This window comes from Chryseobacterium aahli (genome assembly GCF_022699665.1).
Classification (GTDB): Bacteria; Bacteroidota; Bacteroidia; order Flavobacteriales; family Weeksellaceae; genus Chryseobacterium; species Chryseobacterium aahli.
Genome location: NZ_JALDNB010000013.1, coordinates 24,012 through 48,480, shown reverse-complemented (window position 1 = coordinate 48,480; position 24,469 = coordinate 24,012). Strand labels below are relative to the sequence as shown.

Genomic DNA, 24,469 nt, shown 5'->3' with positions numbered 1-24,469 from the left:
CGAGTCTGTTATAATGATTATTCATCAGATTTTATCCGATTCTTTATTAGGCCGCCCCCGTTGGGGCTTGATAAGTAAATCAAATTAATAAGCCGCCGTAAAACGTTCACGGATGTGGTTATTCTGCTCTAATTCATCAACCAAAGCAACCGCTACATCTTCCACAGACAAAATACTTCTTCCGTTTTCGTCAAATACAGGTGATTCTAAAGAAGTTCTGTATTTTCCGGTTCTGATTCCTGCTGTTCCTGGGTGCATCTCGATGGCAGGGCTGAAAAACGTCCAATCTAAGATTTCGTTTTTCTTGATTTCATTTAAATAATCTCTTGCAGCAGTCGCTCCCGGTTTGATGTCCGCAGGGAAATCCGGACCGTCAACCAATTGATTTCCGTCGATGAACAAGCTTCCTGCCCCGCCAACCGTAATAAATCTCTTTACACCAGACTTTTCAACTGCTTTTTCGATGTTTTTACTTCCGTTTAAAAAATCATTGTAAAGATTAGGGTTCGTCCAGCCTGCATTGAATGTGTTGATTACCGCATCATTTCCTTTTAAAGCTTCAGCTAGATCATCGATGTTATTGACATCAATACTTTTTGCGACTATATTTTCTTTTTGTTCAACTTTTGAAGCATCTCTTAAAATGGCATCTACAGAATACCCTCTTATTTCCAATTCTTTTACAACCTGTGTTCCCACAAATCCTGTGGCTCCGATTACTGCTACTTTTTTGTTCATGCTTTTTATTTATTTTTAAATTAATTGTAATACTATTTGTTACATTTTAAAGCAAAAAAAATTTAATCAAATTGATTGGTAAATTCTTGCAACGATTTATTTCCTAAAAAACCTTTCACCAAAAGATCTGTCTGCTCAAAAAGCATTGAAAGATGATTGTTAATCTCCTTCCCTACCGGACATGCAGGATTGGGTTTCTGATTTTTCTTTCCTAAAACTTCTTTGTTTTTTACCGCTGCATAGATTTCAGAAATTTTAATTTCTTCAGCACTTTTCGCTAGCTTGGTTCCACCTTCCTTTCCCAATCGGCTTGTGATTAATCCGGCTTCACGCAATTCACGCAATTCTTTACGGACGATTACAGGATTTACATTGATGCTTCCAGCTAACCAATCAGAAGTGAGCCACTCCTGTGGAACTTTTGCCAATAAGGTCATGATGTGTATTGCCGTAGCAAATCTTGTATTGCTCATAAATTATGTGACAAAGATACACAATTTTTAATTGTAACAAAATTAATTACAATTAAAAGTATCTAATTGTAATTAATTTTCTGAGAACAAGTGAGCTTGAATTTTAAAGTTTATTTATATCATTTGCTATTGATGATCATAACTGAGAACATCACTCATCATCCAAGTTCCTTCTTTTTTAATCCAGACACTTGTGAATTTTGCCTGACCACCCAAAACATCCTCTTTATTCTTTTCACGAATATAAAACTGATGTTCTCCCGTTTGTATCGCTCCATACAAAACACCGTTGTTGTATAAAGGAAAAACTTCCAAGCTGCTTTCAATTACTTTACGAATCGGTTTTTGCTTTGGGTTTGAACAGATATTTTCTTTCGTTCTTTGCAAAAACAATTTTTTGTTCTGAAAACCTCCTTTGTCATGATAGAATTTCAAATTAACATCGACTTTTTTTTCTAAAAATGCCATATCACAACCATTAAATCCACGTTCGAAAAAGACACTGTCTTCTTTTTTTAATTCTAAAAATAATGGGGAATTTTTCTCAATTTGGGCTTGTACATTTCCGATGAAAAGGAAGAGAATAAAGATACTGATGCTGAGTTTTTTTGTCATTGAATTATTTTTGACAAAGATTCAGAATAAATTCATTTCAACTCAAAAAATAAACCCGACAAAAACCCGACAATTGCCAGTCACATCTATATGATATTGAAATTCAATTGATAACGTAATTTTTTCTTTTTATCAATTTCATAGGCATTTCTAAGGATAATGTAAATATTTGCTAGTGCTAAAAAAACCATAGTCATCATCACAGATTCTGAACCTAATTTCAAAAGGGCAATCAGCATAAAGATAATCGGCGAAATGATGGCTAAAAATATTTGGAGAGAAATGATTTGTTTAACGATTTGAGATTTCTCTTTTGTAAAAAGCATAATCAATAACGGCAGCAAAAAATTAGCAATCGGAAACCATGCAAAAGGAAGCGAGGAAAGATTAATCATTTTGATTAAAGTAGAATTGAAGACCTCTTCTTTTTCTGTCATCAAAATTGGATCTTCAACTTTGATTTCTTCATTTAAAATTTCTGAAACCAATAAATCTTTTTCTGAAATTTCGAGACTTGAAGCTAATGTCTTTAAAGTATATCCTTTCGGTTCTGTTCCAGCTTCAATCCTTTGAATTGTCCTCACAGAAAGACCCGACTTCTCAGCCAATTCTTCCTGAGTTAGATTCTTTTCTTCCCTTATTTTTTTTAATTCCGACATTGCAGAAACAAATTTAAAGATTCAAGATTACAAAATCAATTTATCTAAATCTAAAAGCAAATAATTGATGGTCTGGTTAATCGTTCTCGTTGCCGACTGCATCTGGTTGAGCATTGCCGCACGATTTTGTAGATCTCCTGCACGATAAAATCCTCCATCGCTGAAAATTACAGATTGATCGGCTGCTGTCTGCTGGTCATCAAACTGATAATGAAGCCATCTTTGTTTCATATTTTTTACAATCGAATGCTCTTGTCTGTTCGAAAACTTCTTTTCAGTATACATATACCAAATAAAAGGCGGGAAATTCGGAGATTCCAGTTTTTCGTTCCAAACATCTCTCAGCAAGTTTCGTTGATGAATGAACTCTACTTTTTTACCTTTCGGATTTAAAGTTGCCAAACCAAAACCTGCTCCCAAACCACCACCGGCAATGTCGATGGCACTGCTCCAACTGTCATTCTTTACGATTCCACCCGCTACGGAAGCGGCTGCACCTGCAACGATTGAATATAAAATCAATCGGTTGTTTCGTGAGTCATTCAGATTATCGACATAACTTCCTATCTGTGCGACACGCTCACCTTCACAGTCAAACTCGGCAGCAACGGCATCTAACTCTGTCAGTGCAATGGTAATTTTGCTGTTGATTTTCATTTTAAGCTGAAGAACTTTCACCTGTGAACCAAGAGAAGAATCTTTTTTCAGTTCCATAATTTCATTCACCTCATCAAGGTTGTCTAAAGCATTTAAAACTAAAATACTTTGGTCAGAAAACACATTTTTCAGCTCTTGATTTGCCAAAAGTATAGAATCTGAATTATAAGAAGGTAATTTGTTGTTGTAATTATATTGAAAAGGTGCTTTGCAATAACTGTCTCTCAGAGTCAGGATATTCTGCTTTATCGTTTGATTCTTTTTGGAAACACACGAGGTAAGCAAAATTGAAATCACAAAAAAACAGAAAAACTTCTTCATTCTCATCAGACTTTAAAATACGATGTTCTAAAATAAAAAAATTACCCGAAAAACAGGTAATTTAATTTAAATATATGCGTTGAATTTATTTAATATCTAACAATTCAACCTGAAAAACAAGGGTACTGTTTGGTCCGATTTCCTTGCTGATCTGTTGATCTCCGTAAGCCAAATGAGGCGGAATAATCAATCTCCATTTGCTGCCTACAGGCATTAACTGAAGAGCTTCCGTCCAACCTTTGATTACTTTATTTAAAGGAAATGATGCCGGAGTTCCTCTTTTTACAGAACTGTCGAAAACTTTCCCACCAATTGTCGTCCCATGGTAATGGCATTTTACCATTGATTTCGGGCCCGGTTTTGGTCCGTCACCTTCAACCATGATCTCGTACTGCAAACCGCTTGGCAATTCTACCACGCTTTCTCTTTTACCGTACTCCATCATATATTCCTGACCGTCTTTCAGGTTTTTCTCTGCCTGCTCTTTTTTGCGTTTAAATAACATATCTGCTACTCCCATAATTTTTTTTACAAAGATAGTGTTTATAGCTGGAAGCCAGAAGCTGGGTAATTGAAGTTTTAGAGTTGTAAATTTTGTTCTATTAATCTGCATCTCAAAATTCAAACAAGTTTAATATTCTCTTAACCTAGAATCAGAAACTTGGCGTTATAATTGAGTTTTAAAAACTATATGCCAAATCCACTAAAATATAATAAGAATTTTGACAAGCTTTCATACGAAGAAAAACAGCTTCTTGAGGAAAATAAAAAAAGTATTGCAGACTTTGTAGAGCACTCAGCGACTCTCAGCGACGTTAATTATGCAACAAGAAACGCTCATGCAAAAACATACGCAGTTCTGAAAGGAGAATTTATCATCAACCCTGAAATGCGGTCTGATTTACTCTATTTATTTGATAAGGAAAAATACAATATTGTGGTAAGGCTTTCTAATGCCCATTTAAAGATAAAAAATAATAGAAAAGATATTCCTGCTTATGGTTTTGCAATAAAGATTAAGGATGATGCAGATCGCACGATTGCCAATTATCCTTTGGTCAACTTTCCTCTATTTCCTATTAATTCTGTTTCTGTTTTTTTAAAATTATTTACCGCAGTCAATCGGTTTTTTATTAAAAAATGGGGGAATGTCACTCATCTACTATCGCAGGTTTATCAAGTGACGCCAAGCATTTTCACGGGTTCATTTTTAAAGAAAAGTTTAGAATTTTTATTTAAAAAGAATGACTTTATGTTGTCTTTTGACTATCATTCTGTCGGTGTTTACCGTTTGGGAGAACACATGATGAAGATAAAATTGAGCCCGAAAAATCCGCAAAGAAAATTTGGTAAAGATTTAACTCAAAAAAAAGCAATTGAAAATTTTTGTCTTCAGGAAAATTATGAGGCTGATGTGATGATTCAGTTTTGTTATGATTTAAAAGATCAACCCATCAATATTCTCAATCGCGAATGGAAGAATTCACCTTTTATTAAAATCGGTGAAGTGAAAATTGAGAAAAATTCTTTTCTTACACCTAATACCTGTGATAATGAATTGCTGTCTTTCAATCCTTTCGAAAGCGCAGAAATCTTTCAGCCAGTAGGGAAAATTCAAAAATTAAGGGATGAAGCGTATAAGGTTTCACTGCAGACGAGAAAGAAGATTAATAAGCTTTTGAAATATAAGTAAGGTGAATTTTGCTTCGCAAGTGACTGGGTGAATTTATTCTTAAAAAAAACTTAGTAAGTTTAAATAAAAGGGCTCTACAAAATTGTAAAGCCTTTCAATATTTATTATTCTATTGTTTCTTTTTCATCTTCCTTTTTATCAGGGAAAATGATGGATAGCAGAACCGAGATGACCAATACTCCACCTACAATTCCTAATGAAACCGGTGATGAGATATGATACCACGGCGCAATCAACATTTTAACACCGATAAAGGCTAAAATAATCGCCAAACCATAAGGTAATTTGCTGAACATGTGAATGAAATTCGCCAGCAAGAAATACAACGATCTCAATCCTAAAATCGCAAAAATATTGGATGTATAAAGGATAAAAGGATCATTTGAAATTGCAAAAATTGCCGGGATTGAATCTACCGCAAACAATACGTCGGTAAACTCAATTACAGCAACCACTACCAAAAGCGGTGTTGCCATTTTGATTCCATTTTGTATAGTGAAGAACTTATCACCATCGTAATTATCAGAAACTTTCCAGAAACTTTTGATTAGTTTTGCTCCTGCTGTATCGCTGTAATCTTCGTCATCGTCATCACCGCCGTCGCCCCAAGATTTGATTCCAGCATAGATCAAGAACAATCCGAAAAGGGTCATTACCACGTTGATTCTTACTGCATGACCGAAAACATTCATTTCAGGTAAATAAGTCAGGTCAATCAATTCAACTCCGGCAAAAATAAAGATGGCTCTGAAGATTAAAGCTCCGATAATTCCCCAGAATAAAACTTTGTGGTGAAGAAATTTAGGAACTTTAAAGAACCCAAACACCAAGATAAATACAAATAAATTATCTACAGAAAGCGCTTTCTCAATCCAGTACGCTGCCTGATATTGTGTGAATTTTTCTACAGCTACCGCATGACTTCCAGCCGTTCCGTCGGTATTGAAAACCCAATATACAACTCCAGAAAAAACCATTGAAAGAGAAATCCAAACGACTGACCAAATGGTCGCTTCTTTTGAAGATACCTCGTGACTTTTTTTGTTAAAAACCCCTAAGTCCAAGAGCAGCATGATAACAACCGTTATCGCAAATCCCCAAACTAAGCCAGGGTGTAAATCTAAAATATTATGTTGTTCCACTTTAAATTAATATGTGTTATTATATGATAAAAGCAATAGCTGTAAAGATACAGGTATTGCTTACTATTTATGAGCCTAAAACTATACAATTTCAGACAGATTGTTTACTATTTTACAAATATTTCTGCTTAACGGTTTCAATCGTCTGCTCCAATTTTCTGTCAGCTGTAGGATCTCCGATAGCATTGAATTTCCATTCGTTGTTTCTCTTGTAGAAAACTCCCATTACCATTGCTACGTGACCACTGAAAGATTTATCATTGGCAATATCATATTTAGCAAAAACTTCTCTCACGTTCGTAGGAGTTCCTTCATAGATACGGATTGAAGCAAAAGGAATGGTGCCAAAATCCTGACCTTTGTAACTGTTCAAAACTAAAGCAACGTGCTCTACTGCTGGATCCAAATTTGCAAAATCAACTGTGATCACTTCATTATCTAATCCGTCATCACCGCTAACATCACCTGTCAAATCATCGCCACTATGCTTTACAGAACCGTTTTTAGATTTCAGATTACCGAAATAGATTACTTCAGTAGCATTTTTGTTTGTATCATATAAAATACAGCTTCCATCTAAATCTACTGCTTCTTTTGAAACGCCACCGAAGAAACTTTTCTTCTCAATTGCGCCCCAGTTTATTCCGACACAAGCTTGTGTAAGCGCTGTTCCATTTTCTTTTGTAAGGTTTATTCTCTGACCTTTTTGTAAGTTAATAGCCATTTTATATTGTTTATTTATTATTTAAATTTAGTTATTTAAGTTTAAATTCAACATTGCCCTAAGAATATTGGTTTCTTCGTTCACGTCAAATATTTTGCTCATGATATCTACACTTTCGATATTTTTGAGATAATCTTTTAAAACATTGTCAACTCCTTCAGGCAAAATTCTTTTCTTTTCGTGAATAGTTTCTTCAAGCTCTTCGTTTCTTCTTTTGAGCTGATTCATAACCGAAGCCTGGTTTGATTCATTTTCGGAAGTATCTAAATAAGATAATTCATCATCAATTAGGTACAATTTTCTTTCTTCAACATTAAAAATAAAATGCTCATCCGACTGAAAAATCTTAAACAATTCATATTCGTCCCTTCCGATTCTGTAGCCACACACGAAACGAACTTTAAAATTCTGAATATTGAGCTTACCCAATAATTTTCTTTCTATCAAATAATCCTGATATTGGTAAGACGGAAAGTTGCCTAATTTCAGTTTATTTTCGTCAGCTTCCGTTCTGTAGAATTCTACTGCATATTTTTTGTGAAAATATAAAACATCATTCCAATTCAGGGTAAATTTATCTTCAGTAAGATCTTTATATAGCTTTCTTAAATGTTCTGAAAAAACTCCGCTGTAGAATTTTCGGTCTGTTTCAAAATTATCTATTTTTTTTTCCTCAAAAGCATCAATATATTGGTTGTTGATATTGATTTCGTTAATCACTGCCAAAAGATCATTTTCTTTTTTCTTTTTGATCTTCGTGAGCAGTTCTATCAGACTATCAGTATATTGCAAGTGGAACAATTCGAGTTTATTGTAATCTAAAGTCTTGTTTTCTTCGAATAATTTATGAATAATATCTGTTTTTATGTAAACCGATATTACGTCAATATTTTCAAAGAAATTAGAGAGAAGTTTAAGCTTTGTTAATCTTCTTCTGCTTTGGGACATTATGTTTACAACCTCATCATTCACGCTTTTTGCCCTATTTTATCCTCTGATATTTGCTTTCAATTCTGATTCTAAAGTCTGCAGATCCTGATCTAGTTTTCTTCTACTTTCTGTACCTTGTTTTTGAATCTGCTTCACTTCGTTCAAGGTATTGATTAACATCGCAGTAGTCTCTTTTAAAGTTTCAGCAGAAACAATTGTCTGCTCGTTTGCTTTTGCTACGTTGATTGAATTTTGACCCAGACGCTCTGCATTTTTTCTCAGAATTTCTTCTGTTGTAGAAGATACTTTCTGCTGAACTTCAATATTCTGCTGCTGTCTGTGCATCGCAACTGCTAACGAAAGCTGATTTTTCCAAACCGGTAAAGTCGTGGTTAAAATCGTCTGTGCTTTTTCAGCAATCGAAACGTTATTATTTTGCACCAATCTGATCTGCGGAAGTGACTGCATCATAATCAGACGCACCACTTTCAAATCAGCCAATCTTCTGTCTAATCTGTTGATGAAATCTCTCTTATCAGCAATCTGATAATCAGCAAAATTCTGAACATTGGTTTCCATATTTGCCAATTCTCCAGCTGCTTTTTCCATTCTCAGATTTCCGGCGATGACCAATTCTTCAATCGCTTTGATTGAATTGACATTGCTGTCGAAAATGGTCTGCAAAACTGCATTGTCTTTCGTAGAAGTAATGATTCCTGCATTTACTTTATGAGAAATCTGATCGATATTGCTCGTGATTTTGTCATATTTAGCAAAAAGATTATCAACCTGAGTCAACATCTTTTTCATGAAAGGAAGTCTGCTAAGGAAACCTTTTACCCCGCCATTATTGATCTCATCGACGTCTACATAGTTAAGTTCAATCAATAAATTATTGATCAACTCTCCTACTTCACCCGAATTTGACCTTCTTACATTTCCTAAGAAACTATCACTTTGATTCGCTAATGTTTTCTGCAAATCAGAACCGAAATTCACAATAGAACCAGGATTCGATTCATCAATTGCATTGGCCAATAATTCAAATTTATGACGCTCTGCATCCTGAATCTGGCTTAAATTCACGTTTCCGTCTCTATCCACAAGAACTGCCGGAGCTGAACTTTGCGTTGGCTGAGCAGGTTGCACCGGTGGTATTGGCGTTGGCTCAAACGTCTTCAAAGGCTCGATCGACTGTAGCGGATCTATATTTTGATTTTCTTGATTATCCATAATTGATTATTGATACATTGATACAAATTTCTCAAGACCGTCTCTCTGACCGCTTCCTACCGCTTCGAATTTCCATTCTCCGTTTCTATTGTAGATTCTTCCGAATTCTACGGCAGTTTCGATAGAGAAATCTTCGTCTAATTCATATTTTAAAATCTCTTCGTTGGTTTCGGTATTGAAAATTCTGATGAAAGAATTTCTTACCTGTCCGAAGTTCTGTCTTCTTGCATCAGCATCGTGAATGGTTACTACAACGGTAATTTCTTTTACAGCATCATCAATTTTAGTTAAATCTATTTTGATTTGCTCATCATCACCATCGCCGTCACCCGTTAAGTTATCACCAGAGTGAATCACTGCTTTATCCGGAGATTCAAGGTTATTGTAAAAAATAAAATGGTTTTCTGAAACCAGTTTTTTGCCGTCATTCAACAAAAATAAAGAGGCATCCAGATCAAAAGCACCTCCGGTAGATGTATTATTGATATCCCATCCTAAACCGATAGTGAATTTAGGTGCGTTTATATTTTCTCTTTGTCCTTTTTGTAAGTTAATAGCCATAATTAAGTTCTGTTTGTGTTAAAGTGTTTATATTAGTTTCGTATTCTTTTAATAAGTGATAATTGTTGCTTATTGCCAGCTCAAGAAGATGATCCATCTGCTCTTTTTTTATTTTAGACGTAAGATAATCAAAATTACTTGATTCTAAGCCCAAAATATATTTTACAATCCTTGTATTAAACTGGAAGCTTGGCTTCAGCATTACTTCCGCAACGTGTTCAACGTTTTTCACAGCGTAATAGTTGAAATAGTTTTCAATTTTAGGGTCTAATTCAAAATTCATTAATTCAGCGTAATACATGAATAGAAAATCTGCCTGCACATTAAATTCATTCAAGATTTTATTCACTGTAAATTCATGACTTCCAGTAATTTTTATATCGTCTATAAAAATACAAAGTTTTCCTCTAAGAAAATCTTTATCGAGATAATAAGTATCATTAGCAATCAGATTTTTACGGTCTTCAAAACTTAAATTTCCGTAATCTGTCGTATAAGTATGATTCCTGTTTATTTTTGATAAAATACTTGACTTTTTTCCTTTTTGGAAAAGATAAAAATCAAGTTGTTTTTTAAAATAAAAACATAAAAAATTAGAAGCCGTCGGAATCGCCATGTAAGGGCTAGGCAATACAAGAATTTCTTTATCTGTATTTAAGATTTCTTCGTGCTGAGCAATAAATCCTTCAAATAATTCTTTCGCAAATTTCTCTGCGTACGACTTATCGCCATACTTGAAATAGCTGTATTCAGCAGGCGAAAACGTAAATTCGTCCGCCGAATGAATATGGTGCAAGCTGTACCTTTTATTCATATTATATTGTGTGTTTTAGTAAATGTGCGTTGAAACCAAAATCTTTTGCTCCTTTGTAATCTGCAATCGGATTATCACCAATATGCAAAATCTGGTTCATTTGTAAATCCTGGTTTTTAATTAAATTTTTAACTTCCTGAAAAACGAGCGGATTGGGTTTAGAGATCTTTAATTCATCAGAATAAATATGAAAATCAATATATTGATCAAGATTTTCCTCAATCAAAAATTTTCTCATTGTAGTTCCTTTGATAAATCCGGTATTACTTAGAATATTAATTGTTTTCCCTTGATTTTTAATTTCGTCAAAAAACTGATGTAAATTTTCGAAAATCACAACAGGTTTATAATGTAAAAATAAGTCTTCGCTTTTTTGGTAAAACTCGTTTAATTTCTCTTTATTTAATTGTTTCAAATCAACTTCTAAAGCATTTAAGATCAATAAATAAATCTCAAAAGTGTCTACATTCCCGCCAATTACTTCATTGATAGAATTGCAAAGATCATCGTAATATTTTACAACTTTTGCAACTTCATCAATTGGCTTATTCACTTCAAAAAACGAAGAAAACAACTCAACTCTTTTTGTTTTAAATTCGGGATGAGATTTTATTAAAGTAAGCCACAGATCAAAGGAAAAATGAGCGTGGTTTTGAATGTCGATATCTGTTTTCAAAATGTTTTTAAGTTAAATTATTTAGCTTTCTATTGAAAAAGATTTTTAAATGATTCATATCTTTTTTTTAAATCAATTGTGTTTGAATTTCAATTCTACCCAAAGATAAAATTTTTCTTTCAATCTGTATTTTTTTTAAGATTATTTAAGAGTTTCGGCAGAAGTTGAAACTCAAATCAATTGTCGCTTTTCAAAAAAAATATAAAAAAAATTTTGTCAGTTAAATAATTTTTATAATTTCGCAACCGATTAACAATCAACAATGTCAACAAAAATGATAAATATAATCACTTTAAACAATCCTATCAGAGCTGTGTACTTTGGTAGCACTAAATATTTATCTGAATAACGATCGACCTTTATAAATCAAAAATATAACAAAGGCCTATCGATTCAGATAGGTCTTTTTTGCTACCCTATTTCCAGCTTTCGAAAAATTCAAGTTGGTTGTCTGAAATTTTAACGTTAAGAAAATTTCTTACTGAAATAAATATAAGAATCATTACAATCTTGTACTTAAAATTTATTTACAACCTTAAAAATCAAAAATTTAAATTTAACAAAATGAAATACAACACACGAAATATAGGGATTATAGCACACGTCGACGCAGGAAAAACAACCCTCACGGAAAGATTGCTTTATTACACCGGAATGATCCACAAAATCGGAAACGTAGACGAAGGAAATACCACGATGGACAAAGACATTCAGGAGAAAAACCGGGGAATAACCATTTCATCTGCAGCAATTTCCACACAATGGAAAAAAGATCAGAATGTTTTTAACATCAATATTATTGACACTCCCGGTCACATCGACTTTGCAGTGGAAGTTGAGCGTTCTTTACGAGTTTTAGACAGCGTTGTTGCAGTTTTCTGCGCTTCTTCGGGAGTTCAGCCACAAACTGAAAACGTTTGGTTCCAAGCGGAGAAACATGGAATTTCAAAGATCTGTTTTATCAATAAAATGGATAGAATCGGGGCTGATTTCTTTGCTGTTTTAAATGAAATCAAGACTAAATTGAGCGCAGTTCCTTTGGCTTTACAAATTCCGATGGGTTCTGAAGATAATTTTGAAGGAGTTATTGACCTAATCAAACAAAAAGCTTTGTATTGGATCGATGAAAATGGCGAAACGATTATTGAAAAGGAAATTCCTGAAAATTATAAAGCAGAAGCTGATGAATTCAGATTAAAATTAATGGAAACATTAGCAGAATTTGATGAAACTTTCTTTGAAAAATTCATGGATTTTGAAACTGAAATTTCTGAAGAAATAATTGTTGAAGCCATAAAAAGAACCTGTCAGTCAAGAGCTGTAGTTCCCGTTTTATGTGGTTCTGCTTTTAAAAACAAAGGAGTTCAGCCGTTGCTTGATTCGATTGTAAGTTATTTTCCTGCTCCAAATCAATTGCCTTCTATCAAAGGAAAAGATGTGAAAACGGAAGAAACAATCGAACTTCAAAGAAATGAAGAAGAAACTTTTTCAGGACTGGTTTTCAAAGTTGTGATTGATAAACACATGGGTAAACTGGCAATGCTGAGAATTTATTCAGGAAATATAAAATCCGGAGACACGATTTTAAATGTGAGAACGAATGAAAATTTCAGAATTTCGAGGATTTTACAGATGCAGTCGGACAAAACGTTAACGATTGAAGAAGGAAAAGCAGGTGATATCGTAGCTTTAACCGGAATAAAAGATGCGAAGACAGGAGATTCTTTATCATCCATTGAAAAACCTGTCTTGCTTGAATCCATCACAATTCCGGCGCCGGTTATTCGAGTTTCTATTGAGCCGAAAACGAATGCCGATGAGAAATCTTTCGGACTGGTTTTAGCTAAAATTCAGGAAGAAGATCCTTCTTTAGTTGTCGAAAGAGACAAACAAACGGGCGAAACTTTGTTGAGCGGTTTAGGTGAATTACATCTCGAAGTTACTTTAGAAAAAATCCGATTGAATCACGGAATTGAAATCAATCAGGGGAAGCCTAAAGTTTCATACAAGGAAATTTTAACCGAAACTAAAAAGCATAGAGAAAAATTGGTTAAACAAACTGGTGGAAGCGGACAATTCGCAGACATCACTTTTGAAATTGGACCTCGTGAAAATAATGAAATCGGTTTGGAATTCATCAACCAAATTAAAGGCGGTGTAATCCCTGGTGAGTTCATTCCTTCTATTGAAAAAGGTTTTAGAGAGGCAATGGAAAACGGAGCTTTAAGCGGAAACCCTTTAGAAAGTATGAAAATTACACTTCTGGACGGCTCAACTCACAGTAATGATTCCCATGCTCAGGATTTTGAAATGGCAGCAAGAGATGGTTTCAGAGCAGTTGCAAAACAATGCAAACCGAAATTATTGGAACCTATCATGCAGATTGAGATTCAAAGTATCGAGGAATATACCGGAGCTGTGACTGCCGATATCAACAAACGAAGAGGAATGATCACTTCGATTGATGAAAAATCAGGAAGAAAAATCTTCGCAGCAGAAGTTCCTTTGGCTTCTACTTTCGGATATATTTCTGATCTGAGAACGTTGACAAGCGGAAGAGCTTCCATCAGCATGAAATTGTCGCACTATGCTTTAGTGCCTGATTTCATTGCGAATACATTAATGACCTAAAAAACGAGGGCTGTGAATTTATTTTGCAGTCCTTGTTTGGGTTATAAAGTAAATTGTACGTTTCTTCTCTCGCCGATTTTGCGGATTACGCAGATCTTTTAACTCAGATTTCACGGATTTACACAGATGTTTGAGATTGCTTCGTCGCTTCGCTCCTCGCAATGACATTCTAACACTACTTTTCTGGCATCACTTTATAAGTAGGATCCTCATGAATATTGACTTCAATGACAGCTTCTGCGTTTTTCAATAATTTTATAGAATCTTCACTTAAATGTTTTAAATGTAGTTTTTTATTCAACTCATTATATTTTTTTGACAATTTATCCAACGCATCGATAGCACTCATATCGACAACTCTGCTTTCTTTAAAATCAATTACAACTTGTTCAGGATCGTTTGCAGGATCAAATTTCTCTGTAAAATTCATTACAGACCCGAAAAATAATGGACCGAAAATTTCGTAATATTTAATTCCGTTTTCGTCAATATGCTTTCTTGCACGAATTCTTTTCGCATTATCCCAAGCAAAAACTAAAGCTGCAATAATAACACCTACCAAAACTGCCAAAGCCAAATTATGTAAAACAATGGTAATCAAAGCCACCGTCATTCCGACAAAAATATCAGATTTTGGCATTTTGTTAACAATTCTAATCGAAACCCACTGAAAAGTACTGATCGCAACCATCATCATTACTCCAACCAAAGCCGCCATTGGAATCTTTTCAATAAAAGGTGCTCCCACCAAAATAATTACTAAAATTGTGATTGATGCAATTACTCCTGATAGCCTCGCTCTTGAACCTGCATTTAGATTCACCAAAGTCTGCGCAACCATCGCACAACCTCCCATTCCACCGAAAAAACCGTTGGTAATATTAGCAATTCCCTGTGCGACAGATTCTTTGTTGGCACTTCCTTTTGAATTGGTGATTTCATCGACCATTGATAATGTCAACAATGATTCTATCAAACCAACTCCCGCCATAATCATCGCGTAAGGAAAAATAATTTGTAAAGTTTCCAAAGAAAATGGAATTTGAGGAATATGAAAATCAGGTAAGCCTCCACTGATATTCGCAATATCAGCAACAGTTTTAGTATCTATATTAAATCCTAAAACAATTCCAAAAACAACGATGATTGCAACGAGCGATGCAGGAACAACTTTTGTCAATTTAGGAAAGAAATAAACGATTGCAATTGTCAATGCAGTCAAACCTCCCATAATATATAAGGAAGAACCTTGAAGCCAACCGACAACTCCATTTCCCTCAATAACTTTAAACTGTTCTATTTGCGCCATAAAAATAATGACCGCTAAACCATTCAGGAAACCATACATTACAGGTTGTGGAATAAGCCTTACAAATTTTCCTAATTTAAAAATCCCGACCAGCATCTGAAAAATTCCAGCAAGCACCACAGTTGCAAAGAGATATTCTATACCATGAGTTTTTATTAAAGCGATCAAAACTACAATCGTAGCTCCTGCTCCACCAGAAACCATCCCAGGACGCCCTCCTAAAATCGCAGTAACCAATCCCATCATAAAAGCTGCATAAAGCCCTGTCAACGGTGAAAGACCAGCCAAAATCGCAAATGAAAGTGACTCCGGAATCATCGTCATGGCAACTGTAAAACCAGCTAATAATTCATTTTTATAATTAATTTTTTGTGAAAAATCAAAAAGAGCAAGGGTATTTTTCATTTGGAGAGCTTCGCCTTAAACGATTATATATCTTACAATAAAACAGGCTAATATTTATTTAAAATAAAATAATGACTTATTTGAATGATTGAGATGATTTTAAAATTAATTAATTCACTAAATCAATTTTATTTTTTACTTTGGCAAAGTTAAATACTATCAACAAACTATACAATCTTTGAAAGGAAAGAATTTTCATTAAGCAAAGCATCGTATCTTATTGAATAACTTAAAGTAAGCAACAAAATAATTAGAAAATAACAAATACAATTACCTGTATTAACTTTCATTCAACAACATAAATTAATTATTATTAATAATTATTAAATATGATTTTAGTGATTTATTGATTATTTTTTTTTAAATTTGGGGTATTGATAAGTTAATTTTTAGTCAAATATTGAGATAAGATTTAAATCCCCCTAATCAAAACATCGGTGCAATTATTCATCGTTACGGGAAAATTTAAAGAAAAACTAATATTAACGAGCCTTAATTTGTCATCGCTAATCAAAAAACTCCCTTTGACTTTGAATAGTTTTATTAATATTTAAAAAATGTATAAAATTTAAATTTGATTGCTCACAATTAACTGACTACAAATTAGTTAAATCAATAAAAATTTTGAAAATATACCACATCTTCAATCTACAGATTATAGATTCCACAAAAAGTTATTAAAAAGCTTAATTAAAAAACACAAATGCTTATCAGTTACTGATTAATGGAAAATATTTAAAAATAAATCATTATTTATAAATGTTATACAAAGTAATACATATAGGCCAATCAATCAAAGAACTTGTAGACCAGAAAGGGATTACAATAGAGAGAATTTGTAATTTCCTGAATAAAGATGAAGAGTTTGTAAAGACTGTTTACGAGAGCAATTCTATCGATACAGAAGTCCTTTTGAGATGGTCTAAGCTGCTGGAGTATGACTTTTTCAGACTTTACAGTTCCCATTTGATTTTGTATGCACCGCCATCAGCAGTAAACAAAAGCAAAGAAAAATCTAACAAAACACCACAATTCAGAAAAAATATTTACACTCAGGAAATTAAGGATTTTATTCTTAAACAAATTATTTCCGGAGAAATGACACAGGCAGACGTAATCAAAGAATACTCAATACCAAAGAGTACACTTCACAGATGGCTGCAAAAAAACCAACCATAAATCACCAAATTTATTTATTATGAAAATGAGACCTAATTACAGCAAGATTTATCACGATCTTCTTCTTGCGGAACATCCTGAGAAATTGAAAGACGTAAAAGTTACGGAGCTTCTTCAGAATCTTAACACCAGCGACGAGGTGATTAAGTTTAATGAAAAACTTTTCAAGCAATCGAAAGAAAGTTTAGAAAATAACCAGAAGCTAAGAACATACGACAGAGAAACGATGCTGAAGATATTAACTTATCAAAAACAACACGGATTCTCGAGCAATTATATTTCGAAAAAATATAAAATCAGCAGAACGACCATTGCAAAATGGAAGAAAATCTGCGAAGATGATATTCAATAATTAAAACAAGAAATGCTGCGATTACCGCAGCATTTTTTTTGCAAAATTTCGAAGTTAATCTTTCTTCAAAACATCTTTTATTCCATCTAAACCTTCGCTGAACCGTGCCAGCAAAGCCACAATCTGCGTCATTCTATCATTTTCACCCAAACCTTTGATCATTTTATTTTTGACAAAAGTTTTCTTGATTTCGTCCCAGCGATTCTTTTCATCATCAGAAATCAAATTCATCAGCTCTTTTAATTTCAGCATATTCGATTCTGCTCCGGTTGTCAATGTTTGAGATTCGTTTTGATAATGATTTAAAACAATCTGCGTGACTTCTTCTTCTTTTAAAATAGGCTGAATCTGTGAAATCAGCTTATTCATGTTTCGGTAAGAACCCTGAAGTTTGAAAGACGGTTCGTTTCTGTAATCATCAGACATTGCTGCGGAAGCAATATATTGTTTGTTAACTTTCAAAACAACATCTCTTACTTTCAATGTGTTTTCTAAAACCTTTCTGAAATCTGAAATCTCATTTGAACTAAAATTTCCGGTTAAATCTACATTTGGCGAATTGGTTTGAATGCTATTGTATAGACTATACAGATTTTCCATTCCCTGATTAGTCAGTCGTGTGAGGTAATCGTTGGACATCAAAGCGTTTTCAATTATACTTAAATCAAACAATTCCGTTTTACTTCCGGAAATTTCACCTAAATTATAGGTATCGGAACGGTTCGCCAGCATATCCGGAATTTTAAATTTCTCACCACTTTCCGTGTACGGATTTCCAGCCATGACGAGACAGAAGCGTTTTGATCTTAAATCATACGTTTTACTTTCACCATTATAAATTCCTTCAATTTTTCTTTGCCCATCGGCCAGAGAGATGAATTTCTGCAAAAATTCAGAGTTGCAATGCTGTATGTCATCGAGATATAACATCACATTATCACCCATTTCTAAAGCTAAATTCAACTTTTCAAGTTCCTGTTTTGCGCCGGCATTTTTAGCTTCATTCGGATCTGTGGAAACAATATCGTGACCGATGGAAGGGCCGTTGATTTTCATAAAAACCAATCCCATTCTATCTGCCATATATTCCATCAAAGTGGTTTTCCCATAACCCGGCGGTGAAACAAGAAGCAACATTCCCATTCTGTCGGTACGTTTGTCGTTTCCGACGGTTCCTAATTGTTTTGCCAAATTTGCTCCGATTAAAGGAAAATAAACATCACTGATCAATTTATTCCTTACAAACGAGCTCAAAACCTGAGATTTGAACGTATCGATTTTCAGACTTTTCTTTTTATCGTTAACCCATTTCGCCTTTAATTCCTGCAGCTGCTTGTATTTCGGAACAACCACTTCATTGAAATTGGATAAACGGTAATTGAATTCATAATAATCCAAACGATAATCAAGGTCTTTTTCTAATGATTTTAAACCTTTCAAAACTGCTTCATACGTGACATGCAGAATATTTTCTGCGTTGAATTGTTGGGTCACAAAAAACACAGCGGTTTCTTTTTTAATATCATCCTCAAAATTTAGTTCTGAATTAAATAAAAACGCATTCAAAGCACTTTCCGCGATCGAAAAGCATGCTGAAGGATAATTTTTCAACGAATTCAGCTGATCAATGAACTCAAGGTCCTTTCCTTTTTCCTTTAAATTTTTTAAAAATGAATCATACAGCAAAGCCGCCTTCTCAGAAACCACAAATGCTGATTTATTTTCTCTTTTCAGATAAATCGCAGCATTGAAATCATTGACCTCAGCAAAAAGATGATTGTTTTGAGTAAAAGATTTTATTTCATTTGAAAGTTCTTCATTGAGATATTGAAAACCTTCATCAGTTACAAATGATTTTGAAATTAAATTAGCTGCTTCAAATTGCTTCTGATAATATTCTTTTCTTTCCTGATTCAAAAAACACCAGAACAATTGCGCCAGCGCTCTTTCGGATGGCGTAAACTGCATCAATCCCAACTCATTGTGCATCTGCTGAAGTTTCGAAACAATCGTCAACGCATCTTCGTCATGAATTCCTTTCACCAAACCTTCACCAAAATGCTCAGTCATAAACTGCTGAATCGCATTTCGGTTTTGCTGTTCAGTATTGATATTTCTATTTTGTGAAAAAATATTCCATGCTAAATATTCAAAACGTTTAACATTAGAATTTTCTGAAATATATTCTTGATTCCAGACCTCTTTGTAATCTGAAATTGTTTCAAAATTCAGAGGTTCATAAAATCCCGTTCCCGTTAAATGATAATAATATTGCGCATTCCGAAGCACCAAAGTCAAGTCTAATTTCTGACGGTTAACGGCAAATTTATAATCACCCAAAGCAATCACATTGTCGCCGTCTGCGTAAATTTCTTTTTTATCTTTAAACTTTCGAACGGCTTCCTGCTGCGAGGTTTTCAACAAAGTCTGAATTTCTTCTGCCTTGGCAGAATCTTCCATTTCCATGAGCTGTCGAGAAATATCACGAACTTTTTCAACCATTAAATCGGTCGCAAAATAGCCGTTGATTTCGTTTTCAGCATCGAAAGATTCCGTCTTTGTTTTGGCAGACTGTAAAATTCTTTTTGCAGAATCATATAAATTCTGTGTTCTTTTATTGCGGGATTCCGTAAGCTGAACTCGTTTGTTTTGAAAATGACCGTATGCTTCTTCTCTTTTTTCGCCAATTTTTTGGATAAACTCATCAAAATCAATGAATTTAGTTTCCATTTCTTCTAACTGAATGGAAAGTTTGGTCAGATATTCATCACATTTTTCCGGAGTTTGGGAAAGTTCTAGAAAATTAATCACCGACTGATCAAACAAAGTCATTTGCGCCTGAAAATCAGCTGACAATTCTTTTCCTGAAATCTCTCTTTTCCTTTTTGACAATTCTAAACGCTCCTGATTTAACCTTGCAAAAATCACCGAAATATTCTCAATAATCTGCGTTGACTGCGAAGTATCTTCAATTTTCAAATTATTGACAATATTCACCAAAAGCTCCAATTGCCCAGACAAATTATTGATATCTTCTTCAATAGTTTTGGCATCAATCGCTTTCTGCAAATTGATGATATTTTCAGAAATTGATTGCGCTCGGGTTTCGTAAGGCGACAGAGAATTTTCCTGAAGTAGGAAATTTACACAGGCACTGGAAAGTTCTCCCGATCTTACAGACAATGACTCATCTAAGGTGTCGAGAATTTTCGCATCGACATATTTTAAATCTCTTGCTCCGGTAATTTCGCCACGCAAAGCTCTGATCTGCGAAAGCATATCAATATATTCTGTCAATTGAGAATAATTGATCCTTTTAGTATCATCTAAAATTTTTCCGCAAGAAACTTTGATTTTTTCAACCGCTTCACCCGTGCTTTTTTTCTGCTCAATTACTTTTTCGTATTCATTAATGGCAGAATGAGCTATTTTCCGGATTTCTTTTAAAGGTTTATCTAAATTTTGAACCTCATTATCACCCAGAAAATAATACGCATCTAAAATCGTGGTTGAAAGCTTGACAATATCATCATACAAACCGCTGTAAGAATCTTCCTTGTTCAACAAAGTAATCAGCTCTTGACTTTCTGCCATCACCCTCACAATATCTTTATTTCCAATTTTATAAAGAAGCGTATCCGATTTTTCTGTATTTGGCTGTAATTCTCTGGAATACGGAGTCTGCCAGATTTGAGCTAAGTGATGTTTCGTTGTTTCTACACTCTCTCTTAAATAAATAAGTTTCCCATCATTCAAAATAGAATAGCCACTGCAACGAATCGGTGTTTCAATGGATTGCGTGATGATATTATATGAAATCAGTTGATAATTATTGGTTTTATCATCATAGAAAACACACATGAAGTTTTCACCATTCGGTTCAGAAATCGTTTTCAGATAATGAAGACGGTTTGAATCCTGAGAAATTACTTTCAGACCTCCAGTCTGCAAAGCATAACCATTCGAGAACAAAACGCCCTGATTTTCCGGAAGTAAAACCGCTGAATGCTTCAAAGTATCGACACGGGAAACTATTTTTTCTTTATGATTGTAAATGAAATATCTTTCAGTTTCCTGATAGGGTTTGATTTTAAATAAAACCAAGTTATCAAGGTCGCAGAAGTGAATTTCAGCATCATCGAGATTCTGATCTTTATGAATGACATCTTCAGAATAAATTCCTTTTCCAGTGTCGGTATTGTCTTCGATTTTAATGGTAATATCGCCGCCAATCGACTCCACAAAAACTTTATCGGCCAAAGAAACGTGCGGAAATTTTCCGCTGCGCTGCATATCTCTTGTCGCTTTCGTCCACGCAAAACCATGCTGTGCCGGATATGTAACCTCCGAAGCACTTCTGGAATCTACATAAACCAGCTGATCTTCTTTGATCAACCATTTGAAAGCCTTGATATCAGATGTACTTTCAGACAACTGGAAAACCATGTACAGATAGTTTTCTGTAAAATGAAAGCGTGCGAAAAAAGTATTTCTGTAATATTTATATAAATTTTTGAACTCTTCAATGAAAATTTCATCTTCAATCAAAGAAGCATCTTGAGGCTCAAAACGCTTGCTATTTATTTTATAAACCGAAAAAACATCGGTAATACTGATCTCTGTCTGTAAGCCCAAATGAGCATTTGAACCAAATATTAATGTATTTTTTAACGAAAAAATATCTTTGGCAATACAATTATGTTCTGTAGAAATTCTTTCGTTAGCAATGAGAGAAAAATCTACACCACCGAAAATTTCTTTACGGTTTTCGTTCAGCTTCTGAAGCCTTTGAATGAGATCACTTTTCTGCTCGTTCAGACGGTTCTGAATAATTTCGTATGTCCCTGAATTTAATTTTTCTGACATATTTTTGAGATATTAGATGTTGGATGCTAGGTTTTAGACTATCATCATTCTGTTTAAAAATGCTTTTAAGAAAGCAATGTTTTTTTAACATTAAGAAATTTAGAAATCATTCGATAAAAGGTTAGTTAAGAAAATTGACAAAGTCAAATTTTAAGCAGAACGCTTACAAATATCTTCGATATTTCCTTAATTATTCTTAATGTTTTAAATTTCTTAATGTTTTAAAAACCCTCAAAGTATAATTGAATAATCATACAATGAGAGTTTTACAATATAGTTAGTGTTTTATTTGATTGGTTTTTGGTCAACACCTAAATGTTTCGCCATATCCATTGCTCTGGATAGAAGACCTTTTTCCTGCTGATCAGCAACTCCGTTTAGTTTGAAAATCAGGCTTGCGATGCTCATGTTTTTGATGTCTTCGGAAGAAATATTGTATTTGTCAACCATTCCCATTACTTTTCCGATGATGTTTTCGCCGTCACCCAAAAGATTTTCTTTGACCAACGTAGCATTTTCGCTGTGACTGATGAATTTATCCAATCCTTTACCGGCAGAAACCTGGCGAACAACATTATCAAAGAACGTATTATCTCCGCCAACGATATCAATTTTTGCGGATTTGAACGCTTCCGCTAGAACTCCGGCCTGAGCCTGTGCGATATCTTTTTGAATTGAGATTTGAGCCAATTCCACTTCTTTTTCTTTTGCTAAAGTCAATCTGAACTCTTCGTGATCTTTTCCTGCATCATTCAGTTTTTTCATCGCTTCAGCTTTTTCTGTAATTCCGGCTGCTTCCGCGAAAGCTTTCTCCTTGATAACTTCGGCTTGTGCAATACCTTCTTTTCTTTCAGCTTCCGCTTTTTTCTCGATAACGATTGACTCTACAATTCCTTGTCTTTCTGCTGCATCCGCTTTTGCGTGGAGAACCTGAGCTTCAGATAAACCAACAGTTGCTTCTTCTTTCGCTTTTGCATCAGCGATAATCTTGCGGGCTTCTGCTTCTTTTTCAGCTCCGTCACGTTTTGCCTGAGCTTCGATCACATATTTCTGAGCATCTTTTTCTGCAGCTAGTTTTCTGGATTCCGCTGCTCTTGTTTCCTGAATTAATTTCTTTTCAGCTTCCTGAGTTGCCAAGGTAATTTCTACCTGCTTATTTCTGTCGGCTGTTTTGAAAGCTTCAAGATCTTTAATTCCCTGCTGCTCTTCCACCACCGTTTTTTCCATTGTTAATCGCTCACGAATGGCGTCCTGAATATTTTTCTTTTCTAATTCGATTGCTTTTTCCTTTTCAATCTGAGCCAAAGAAACAATTCTCTCCCTTTCTGTTGCTTCCAACATTTGATCCTTTTGAACTCTTTCGGTTTCCACCAAATCGGCACGCTCTTTATTTTTAGCTGCAATAACTACCTGTCTCTGTTTATTTTCTTCTGCAATCTGAAGTTTTTCTTCGGTAGCAATTCTTACGGTTTCATATTTCAGACGCTCTTCTTCATCCACTTTCAAAATCTCAGCATTTTCACGAGCTTTGATATTCGCTACTTCTCTTTTCTGAGATTCTTCTTTTTCAGCCAACTGTTTTTCCAGTTCTAAGATCGCTTCACGAGCTTCAACATTCTGCTTCGTGATGGTTTTTTCCTCGTCTCTACGAACCTGATTGGCTTTAATATTCTGATTAGCCGTCAGTTCTGTAATTTTCTTAATACCTTCTGAATCTAAAATATTGTCTTTATCTAAATTTTCAATTTTGGTTTGTTCTAAGAAATCAATCGCACAGTCATCCAAAACATAGCCGTTTAAATCAGTTCCGATAATATCTAAAATTTCCTGACGGAATTCACTTCTCGCTTCGTAAAGTTCAATGAACTCAAACTTTTTACCTACTGTTTTCAAAGCTTCTGAAAATTTAGCTTCAAATAACTCTCTCAACGTATTGATATCGGAAGCTCTTTGACAGCCAATCGTTTGACCGACATTCACAATATCGTCGGCTGATTTATTTACTCTGATAAAGAAAGCTACCTGAATATCGGCTCTCATATTATCTTTACAGATTAGTCCTGCTTTTCCTTCCCTTGCAATTTCCAGTTTTTTAACAGAAATATCCATAGATTCCATTCTGTGTATAACAGGAATAACGATTCCTGCATTGAAGAAAACTTTCGTTCCTCCGTAACCGGTTCTTAACATAACGATTCCCTGAACGGTTTTTTTATACATTGATAAAATCCAGAAAATCAATCCGAGAGATGCTACCACTGTGACAACAATCCCAACAATCAAAGGTGTATTCATATTTTTATAGTTTATTTATTTTAATGTGTTTTTTAGTTTGATTTAAATTATTTCTTGCAAATGTGTATTATTAATTTTAACACAAAGTGCACAGATTTTTTTTGACTACTATCTGTTTTTTAAGTATCACAAAGCCGTTTCACTTATAAAAGTTCGCTAAGTTATTTCAGTTTTCAACCGATTTTTAACGAAAGAA

The 24,469-nt window shown here is 34.2% G+C and carries 20 protein-coding genes; 4 read left to right on the top strand and 16 right to left on the bottom strand.

Annotation, left to right across the window (positions count from 1 at the left end):
* Positions 1-84: 84 nt before the first annotated feature.
* The 6 genes from MQX03_RS17850 to MQX03_RS17825 all read right to left on the bottom strand — a co-directional run bounded on the left by MQX03_RS17850 (position 85) and on the right by MQX03_RS17825 (position 3,983).
* Entirely contained in the window at positions 85-738 is a 654-nt protein-coding gene (locus tag MQX03_RS17850; protein WP_242804630.1) for an NAD(P)-dependent oxidoreductase, read from the bottom strand.
* Between the two features lie 62 nt (positions 739-800).
* The gene (locus MQX03_RS17845) at positions 801-1,211 is read right to left on the bottom strand and encodes an Rrf2 family transcriptional regulator (RefSeq protein WP_242804628.1); all 411 of its coding nucleotides are present in this window, start codon (positions 1,209-1,211) and stop codon (positions 801-803) included.
* A 126-nt stretch (positions 1,212-1,337) separates the two neighbouring features.
* Positions 1,338-1,826 (bottom strand): nuclear transport factor 2 family protein, encoded by a 489-nt coding sequence (locus tag MQX03_RS17840; protein WP_242804626.1) that lies wholly within the window; start codon positions 1,824-1,826, stop codon positions 1,338-1,340.
* An 86-nt stretch (positions 1,827-1,912) separates the two neighbouring features.
* Entirely contained in the window at positions 1,913-2,485 is a 573-nt protein-coding gene (locus MQX03_RS17835; protein ID WP_242804624.1) for a helix-turn-helix domain-containing protein, read from the bottom strand.
* A gap of 27 nt (positions 2,486-2,512) precedes the next feature.
* Complete coding sequence (locus MQX03_RS17830; RefSeq protein ID WP_242804622.1) at positions 2,513-3,463, bottom strand: hypothetical protein; 951 nt, start codon at positions 3,461-3,463, stop codon at positions 2,513-2,515.
* Between the two features lie 85 nt (positions 3,464-3,548).
* A complete protein-coding gene (locus MQX03_RS17825) occupies positions 3,549-3,983 on the bottom strand; it encodes an FKBP-type peptidyl-prolyl cis-trans isomerase (protein ID WP_242804620.1) in 435 nt (144 codons plus the stop codon).
* Between the two features lie 171 nt (positions 3,984-4,154).
* Between MQX03_RS17825 and MQX03_RS17820 the strand changes: the two genes are divergently transcribed.
* Positions 4,155-5,156, top strand: coding sequence for a catalase family protein (locus MQX03_RS17820; RefSeq protein WP_242804618.1), 1,002 nt, complete (start codon positions 4,155-4,157; stop codon positions 5,154-5,156).
* Between the two features lie 104 nt (positions 5,157-5,260).
* Here MQX03_RS17820 and MQX03_RS17815 read toward each other — a convergent pair whose 3' ends face one another.
* The 7 genes from MQX03_RS17815 to MQX03_RS17785 form a co-directional block, all read right to left on the bottom strand.
* Positions 5,261-6,298 (bottom strand): TerC/Alx family metal homeostasis membrane protein, encoded by a 1,038-nt coding sequence (locus tag MQX03_RS17815; RefSeq protein WP_129534716.1) that lies wholly within the window; start codon positions 6,296-6,298, stop codon positions 5,261-5,263.
* 112 nt (positions 6,299-6,410) lie between these two features.
* A complete protein-coding gene (locus tag MQX03_RS17810) occupies positions 6,411-7,022 on the bottom strand; it encodes a TerD family protein (protein WP_129534717.1) in 612 nt (203 codons plus the stop codon).
* A 27-nt stretch (positions 7,023-7,049) separates the two neighbouring features.
* A complete protein-coding gene (locus tag MQX03_RS17805) occupies positions 7,050-7,970 on the bottom strand; it encodes a hypothetical protein (RefSeq protein ID WP_129534718.1) in 921 nt (306 codons plus the stop codon).
* A gap of 39 nt (positions 7,971-8,009) precedes the next feature.
* On the bottom strand, positions 8,010-9,185 hold the full coding sequence (locus MQX03_RS17800) for a toxic anion resistance protein (protein ID WP_242804616.1): 1,176 nt from the start codon (positions 9,183-9,185) through the stop codon (positions 8,010-8,012).
* Between the two features lie 6 nt (positions 9,186-9,191).
* On the bottom strand, positions 9,192-9,746 hold the full coding sequence (locus MQX03_RS17795; RefSeq protein ID WP_129534719.1) for a TerD family protein: 555 nt from the start codon (positions 9,744-9,746) through the stop codon (positions 9,192-9,194).
* Positions 9,736-10,560 (bottom strand): phosphoribosyltransferase family protein, encoded by an 825-nt coding sequence (locus MQX03_RS17790; protein ID WP_229985757.1) that lies wholly within the window; start codon positions 10,558-10,560, stop codon positions 9,736-9,738. The genes MQX03_RS17795 and MQX03_RS17790 overlap by 11 nt, the downstream gene beginning before the upstream one ends.
* Position 10,561: 1 nt before the next feature.
* Complete coding sequence (locus tag MQX03_RS17785; protein WP_242804614.1) at positions 10,562-11,236, bottom strand: HAD family hydrolase; 675 nt, start codon at positions 11,234-11,236, stop codon at positions 10,562-10,564.
* A 564-nt stretch (positions 11,237-11,800) separates the two neighbouring features.
* Between MQX03_RS17785 and fusA the strand changes: the two genes are divergently transcribed.
* On the top strand, positions 11,801-13,867 hold the full coding sequence (fusA, locus tag MQX03_RS17780; RefSeq protein ID WP_242804612.1) for an elongation factor G: 2,067 nt from the start codon (positions 11,801-11,803) through the stop codon (positions 13,865-13,867).
* Between the two features lie 175 nt (positions 13,868-14,042).
* Here fusA and MQX03_RS17775 read toward each other — a convergent pair whose 3' ends face one another.
* Positions 14,043-15,581, bottom strand: coding sequence for a SulP family inorganic anion transporter (locus MQX03_RS17775; RefSeq protein ID WP_242804610.1), 1,539 nt, complete (start codon positions 15,579-15,581; stop codon positions 14,043-14,045).
* Between the two features lie 759 nt (positions 15,582-16,340).
* Here MQX03_RS17775 and MQX03_RS17770 point away from each other — a divergent pair.
* Together MQX03_RS17770 and MQX03_RS17765 are read left to right on the top strand one after the other, a co-directional pair.
* Positions 16,341-16,760 (top strand): transposase, encoded by a 420-nt coding sequence (locus tag MQX03_RS17770; RefSeq protein WP_242804609.1) that lies wholly within the window; start codon positions 16,341-16,343, stop codon positions 16,758-16,760.
* 19 nt (positions 16,761-16,779) lie between these two features.
* A complete protein-coding gene (locus MQX03_RS17765) occupies positions 16,780-17,112 on the top strand; it encodes a helix-turn-helix domain-containing protein (protein ID WP_228446798.1) in 333 nt (110 codons plus the stop codon).
* A gap of 54 nt (positions 17,113-17,166) precedes the next feature.
* Here MQX03_RS17765 and MQX03_RS17760 read toward each other — a convergent pair whose 3' ends face one another.
* Both MQX03_RS17760 and MQX03_RS17755 read right to left on the bottom strand, forming a co-directional pair.
* Positions 17,167-21,978, bottom strand: coding sequence for a DNA repair ATPase (locus tag MQX03_RS17760; protein ID WP_242804607.1), 4,812 nt, complete (start codon positions 21,976-21,978; stop codon positions 17,167-17,169).
* A gap of 285 nt (positions 21,979-22,263) precedes the next feature.
* Positions 22,264-24,273 carry a flotillin family protein gene (locus MQX03_RS17755; RefSeq protein WP_129534724.1) on the bottom strand — a complete coding sequence of 670 codons (2,010 nt, stop codon included), beginning with the start codon at positions 24,271-24,273 and terminating at the stop codon, positions 22,264-22,266.
* Positions 24,274-24,469 lie beyond the last annotated feature (196 nt).

Excerpts from the sequence above, each read along its gene's own strand:
- MQX03_RS17850 (WP_242804630.1), bottom strand. The coding sequence starts at position 738 with ATGAACAAAAAAGTAGCAGTAATCGGAGCCACAGGATTTGTGGGAACA.
- MQX03_RS17845 (WP_242804628.1), bottom strand. The coding sequence starts at position 1,211 with ATGAGCAATACAAGATTTGCTACGGCAATACACATCATGACCTTATTG.
- MQX03_RS17840 (WP_242804626.1), bottom strand. The coding sequence starts at position 1,826 with ATGACAAAAAAACTCAGCATCAGTATCTTTATTCTCTTCCTTTTCATC.
- MQX03_RS17835 (WP_242804624.1), bottom strand. The coding sequence starts at position 2,485 with ATGTCGGAATTAAAAAAAATAAGGGAAGAAAAGAATCTAACTCAGGAA.
- MQX03_RS17830 (WP_242804622.1), bottom strand. The coding sequence starts at position 3,463 with ATGAAGAAGTTTTTCTGTTTTTTTGTGATTTCAATTTTGCTTACCTCG.
- MQX03_RS17825 (WP_242804620.1), bottom strand. The coding sequence starts at position 3,983 with ATGGGAGTAGCAGATATGTTATTTAAACGCAAAAAAGAGCAGGCAGAG.
- MQX03_RS17820 (WP_242804618.1), top strand. The coding sequence starts at position 4,155 with ATGCCAAATCCACTAAAATATAATAAGAATTTTGACAAGCTTTCATAC.
- MQX03_RS17810 (WP_129534717.1), bottom strand. The coding sequence starts at position 7,022 with ATGGCTATTAACTTACAAAAAGGTCAGAGAATAAACCTTACAAAAGAA.
- MQX03_RS17805 (WP_129534718.1), bottom strand. The coding sequence starts at position 7,970 with ATGTCCCAAAGCAGAAGAAGATTAACAAAGCTTAAACTTCTCTCTAAT.
- MQX03_RS17800 (WP_242804616.1), bottom strand. The coding sequence starts at position 9,185 with ATGGATAATCAAGAAAATCAAAATATAGATCCGCTACAGTCGATCGAG.
- MQX03_RS17795 (WP_129534719.1), bottom strand. The coding sequence starts at position 9,746 with ATGGCTATTAACTTACAAAAAGGACAAAGAGAAAATATAAACGCACCT.
- MQX03_RS17790 (WP_229985757.1), bottom strand. The coding sequence starts at position 10,560 with ATGAATAAAAGGTACAGCTTGCACCATATTCATTCGGCGGACGAATTT.
- fusA (WP_242804612.1), top strand. The coding sequence starts at position 11,801 with ATGAAATACAACACACGAAATATAGGGATTATAGCACACGTCGACGCA.
- MQX03_RS17775 (WP_242804610.1), bottom strand. The coding sequence starts at position 15,581 with ATGAAAAATACCCTTGCTCTTTTTGATTTTTCACAAAAAATTAATTAT.
- MQX03_RS17770 (WP_242804609.1), top strand. The coding sequence starts at position 16,341 with ATGTTATACAAAGTAATACATATAGGCCAATCAATCAAAGAACTTGTA.
- MQX03_RS17765 (WP_228446798.1), top strand. The coding sequence starts at position 16,780 with ATGAAAATGAGACCTAATTACAGCAAGATTTATCACGATCTTCTTCTT.
- MQX03_RS17760 (WP_242804607.1), bottom strand. The coding sequence starts at position 21,978 with ATGTCAGAAAAATTAAATTCAGGGACATACGAAATTATTCAGAACCGT.
- MQX03_RS17755 (WP_129534724.1), bottom strand. The coding sequence starts at position 24,273 with ATGAATACACCTTTGATTGTTGGGATTGTTGTCACAGTGGTAGCATCT.